At 35.7% G+C, this 3,461-nt stretch carries 4 protein-coding genes; all 4 read left to right on the forward strand.

What is annotated here, in order from left to right:
* The first annotated feature begins 262 nt into the window (after window positions 1-262).
* The 4 genes from NZ519_13085 to NZ519_13100 all read left to right on the forward strand — a co-directional run bounded on the left by NZ519_13085 (window position 263) and on the right by NZ519_13100 (window position 3,304).
* On the forward strand, window positions 263-814 hold the full coding sequence (locus tag NZ519_13085; protein ID MCS7029689.1) for a hypothetical protein: 552 nt from the start codon (window positions 263-265) through the stop codon (window positions 812-814).
* 3 nt (window positions 815-817) lie between these two features.
* Complete coding sequence (locus tag NZ519_13090) at window positions 818-1,300, forward strand: demethoxyubiquinone hydroxylase family protein (protein MCS7029690.1); 483 nt, start codon at window positions 818-820, stop codon at window positions 1,298-1,300.
* Window positions 1,301-1,471: 171 nt separating this feature from the next.
* A complete protein-coding gene (locus tag NZ519_13095; protein ID MCS7029691.1) occupies window positions 1,472-2,638 on the forward strand; it encodes an undecaprenyl/decaprenyl-phosphate alpha-N-acetylglucosaminyl 1-phosphate transferase in 1,167 nt (388 codons plus the stop codon).
* A gap of 72 nt (window positions 2,639-2,710) precedes the next feature.
* Window positions 2,711-3,304, forward strand: a complete 594-nt coding sequence (locus NZ519_13100; GenBank protein ID MCS7029692.1) for a hypothetical protein — start codon at window positions 2,711-2,713, stop codon at window positions 3,302-3,304.
* The last annotated feature ends 157 nt before the right edge of the window (window positions 3,305-3,461 follow it).

Raw genomic sequence — 3,461 nt, forward strand, 5'->3', positions numbered from 1 at the left:
TGCGGAGGGCGTGCGTTAGCACGGTGCGAAGCGAAGCGTAGCACCGAAGCGTGAGCGTAGCCCGTAGCACGCCGACCTTGTGGGCAAAAGCCCACAAGGGCACGCCCAAAAAATTAAAAATTAGACGCTACTGCACAAAATAAAGAAAGACCCTATAACTCAATTTCTCAAAGCTCATTCTTTGGAAATAACTCTGCAATTAGTCATTTTTCTTGGTATTTTTGTAATATTGTGAACTTTCAATTAGTTTTGAAAGTTGTATATGGAAAGCGCATTAGAAAAAGCACAGCAGCTTTTTATTACACAGTGGGGCGAAATGGCAGGAAATTGGGGTATTAGCAAAACTATGGGACAAATCTATGCGTTACTTTTCTCTCATCCAACTTACATGGACACTGATGAGATTATGCAACGGCTAAATATCAGCCGAGGAAACGCAAACATGAATATCCGAAACTTGTTAGAATGGGGACTACTCAAAAAAGTGAACGTAGAAAACTCACGCAAAGAGTACTTTGAAGCAGAAAGAGACATGTTTGTGGTTTCTACTACTATCATCAAACAAAGACAAATCAGAGAACTTGAACCTATTAACAAATTACTGAACGAAGTTCTTCAAAAACTTCGCTACGATGAAGAAGGTAACATCCGTACACTTAACGCAGAGGAAAAAGAATATGAGAAGAAAATTTTAGAAATCCTTGACTTTTTAGAACTATTCAACTCTGTTTCTATGGCAATGCTGCCTTTGCTAAGTAAGAAAAAATTGGAAATTATTAATAAAATTCACAAAATCATTTTAAGTGCCAAATAGAATATGAGTACAGATATCCGCAGAAAGACTACAAGAATAATCAGAGATCTGCATGCAAGGGAATCTATGCGTTTAGGGTGGTATCGTTCTTTTATCCGAAAAGACGGGCAAACTTTACGAAAATTGAGAGAAAGAAAATCAAAACATCAAGCTTTTCTCAAAGATTTGCTGCGAAAAAGAAATTTAAAGCCTGCTTGGTATGCAAACCTATTCTACTATATAGGTAGTCTTTTAGGTTGGATAACGAGCATACTTCCTGAAAAATGGGCATTTAGAATAGAACGCACATTAGAATGGTGGATCTTGATGCGATATAAAAAATATCTTGAAAAACTCCGCCTATACGCAGATCTGCGCACTATGATAGAAGCAGTACAACTACAAAAAATTGGTCATAATGAACCTGCCCCTGATGTTTTAGATTGTTTGCAAAACTCTATTAAAGAAGAAGAGAAACTTTTACAGAATGCCATCCCAAAAACATAGTTTCAATTCTGCCTTATACTTTTAGGTGGTTGTAATCTTTTTGTAGTCAATAGCAGCAAAATATATTTGGGCGGCATAATAGATTAAAAGAAGATAAATTTTAATAAGTTTTGTGATTGATTGAAAACTTATGCTTATATTTGCATAAGTATCTAAGCTCAATTTAATGTTATGAGATTGTATCATTATTTTTTTGACTTCTCTGCTCTTGTTGTGTCATCGGCTATTCTCTCATACATAATTAACAACATTTTTGTTCGATACGGCATCAGTATAGCACAAGAAAAAACTACGCATACTCTAATACGATGGGGGTCAAGAAAAAAGCCTGCACTTGGCGGAATTTCCTTTGCTGTCGTACTTTTTTTCTCAACCATAGCCTGCTTAGTCCTGAATTACTACCAAAAGCCTGATTATGTTTTTACACAGCAATGGATAGGAATACTTATTGCTACAGCGCTAGGTTTTGCTATGGGCTTATATGATGACGCCTATCATTTGCGCCCTTTACCAAAGTTTTTAAGTCAGTTAGTCTGTGCAATCATTTTAATTGCTACGGGTTCTGTAGTAAAGGTAACTAACGTATTTTTATTAGATGCTTTTATCACAATTTTTTGGGTAGTAGGCATAATGAACTCTATTAACATGCTTGATAACATGGACGGCATCACGGGAAGCATATCTCTCATTGCAATAGCAGCTATGTTCATTCCTGTTTTTGAAATACAAGGCTTTAATACACAGACTTTTACTCTTATAGCTGTTATGGGTAGTTTAATAGGATTTTTGTACCTCAATTGGAATCCTTCAAAGTTGTACATGGGGGATAGTGGCAGTCAATTTTTAGGTGCGTTTTTATCAGGAATAGCCATTATGTATTTATGGCAACAAAATCACTTTCAGGGTAGCTACGGCTATATGGCTAATGTTATTCTACCTGCCATAGTATTTATTATACCTATTATTGATACTACCATAGTTACTTTCAAGCGAATCAGTAGAGGTTGCTCGCCGTTTGTAGGAGGTAAAGATCATATTACTCATCACTTTGTTTTTTATGCACTTACTGATAAAAGTACAGCTATCCTATTGGCGAGTATAGCTACTTGTTCTGCTATTTTATATAATGTAATTTTTTTCAACTTTGTATACTGGAAGTGGTATCTTTCCGTGTTTTTAGTAACTTATTTCTTTATCCTGCTAGGCACTATATTTTACTTCTATCAACAGGGAGAGCACAAAAAACGAATCATAGAAGAACAGAACGAAGCCGATAACAAAATTACATCTCATTGGAAAAAGAAAAGCCTACAAGGTCTACTTCGTAAAGTTAGGTAGTGTTAGAAAAAAATTTACCTGGCCAAAAAACTTTTATTTGAATGCATTCAATTTTATGGTTAATTTTGCTAAATGAAATTAAGAGGTATTTTGGCAATCACTGGGTTGATGTTTTTATTCGCAGTAATATCCTGTACTAAAAGTAGTAACAAAACTAAAAATCCACAAGATACTGCTAACAAAACTGCGGATACTATCAAAAAACAGCAAAGCGACATAAATGTAGATGAACTAGTTGCTAAAATTGACAAGAAAAGGGCAGAAATTGAGTCGCTCAATCTTAAACCTGTGGAGATCACTACTTCTAACCTTAGAGAAAAGATAAAACAAAAATGGAGCAAGATTCATTACTATGTACAGGAAGGCAGAGTAGTTAGAATAAAAACTTATGCCTATCCCAATATTTCAAAAAGAACCGAAGAATTTTATTTAGATGATTCTAATCTGATTCTTGCGGTTATAGAAGATGATGGGCAAGGTCCAAAGGGAAAGTCAAAAGAAAAGTTAGACAAAATGTACTACTATCATAACGGGAAGATGATCAAGGAGATTAAAAGTAGTACAGAACCCGAATTCTCAATCAATCAAAGTGATGCGGAAGAACTTTTAAGTGAATGCAACGAATATTTGGAGATATTCAAACAAACTAAACAAACAAAGAATTGAACTTCACTGAATTAAAGTTAAATAGAGAAATTGAATTTTAATTTTTTGGGCGTGCCCTTGTGGGCGTTTCGCTTCGCTCATGCCCACAAGGTCGGCGTGCTACGGGCTACGCTAACGCTTCGGTGCTACGCTTCGCTCCGCACTGGGCTAACGCCCA

The sequence above is a fragment of the Bacteroidia bacterium genome (genome assembly GCA_025056095.1).
Classification (GTDB): domain Bacteria; phylum Bacteroidota; class Bacteroidia; order JANWVE01; family JANWVE01; genus JANWVE01.

What these genes read in the sequence shown, in the direction of transcription:
- NZ519_13085 (MCS7029689.1), top strand. Translation starts at nt 263, where the DNA reads ATGGAAAGCGCATTAGAAAAAGCACAGCAGCTTTTTATTACACAGTGG.
- NZ519_13090 (MCS7029690.1), top strand. Translation starts at nt 818, where the DNA reads ATGAGTACAGATATCCGCAGAAAGACTACAAGAATAATCAGAGATCTG.
- NZ519_13095 (MCS7029691.1), top strand. Translation starts at nt 1,472, where the DNA reads ATGAGATTGTATCATTATTTTTTTGACTTCTCTGCTCTTGTTGTGTCA.
- NZ519_13100 (MCS7029692.1), top strand. Translation starts at nt 2,711, where the DNA reads ATGAAATTAAGAGGTATTTTGGCAATCACTGGGTTGATGTTTTTATTC.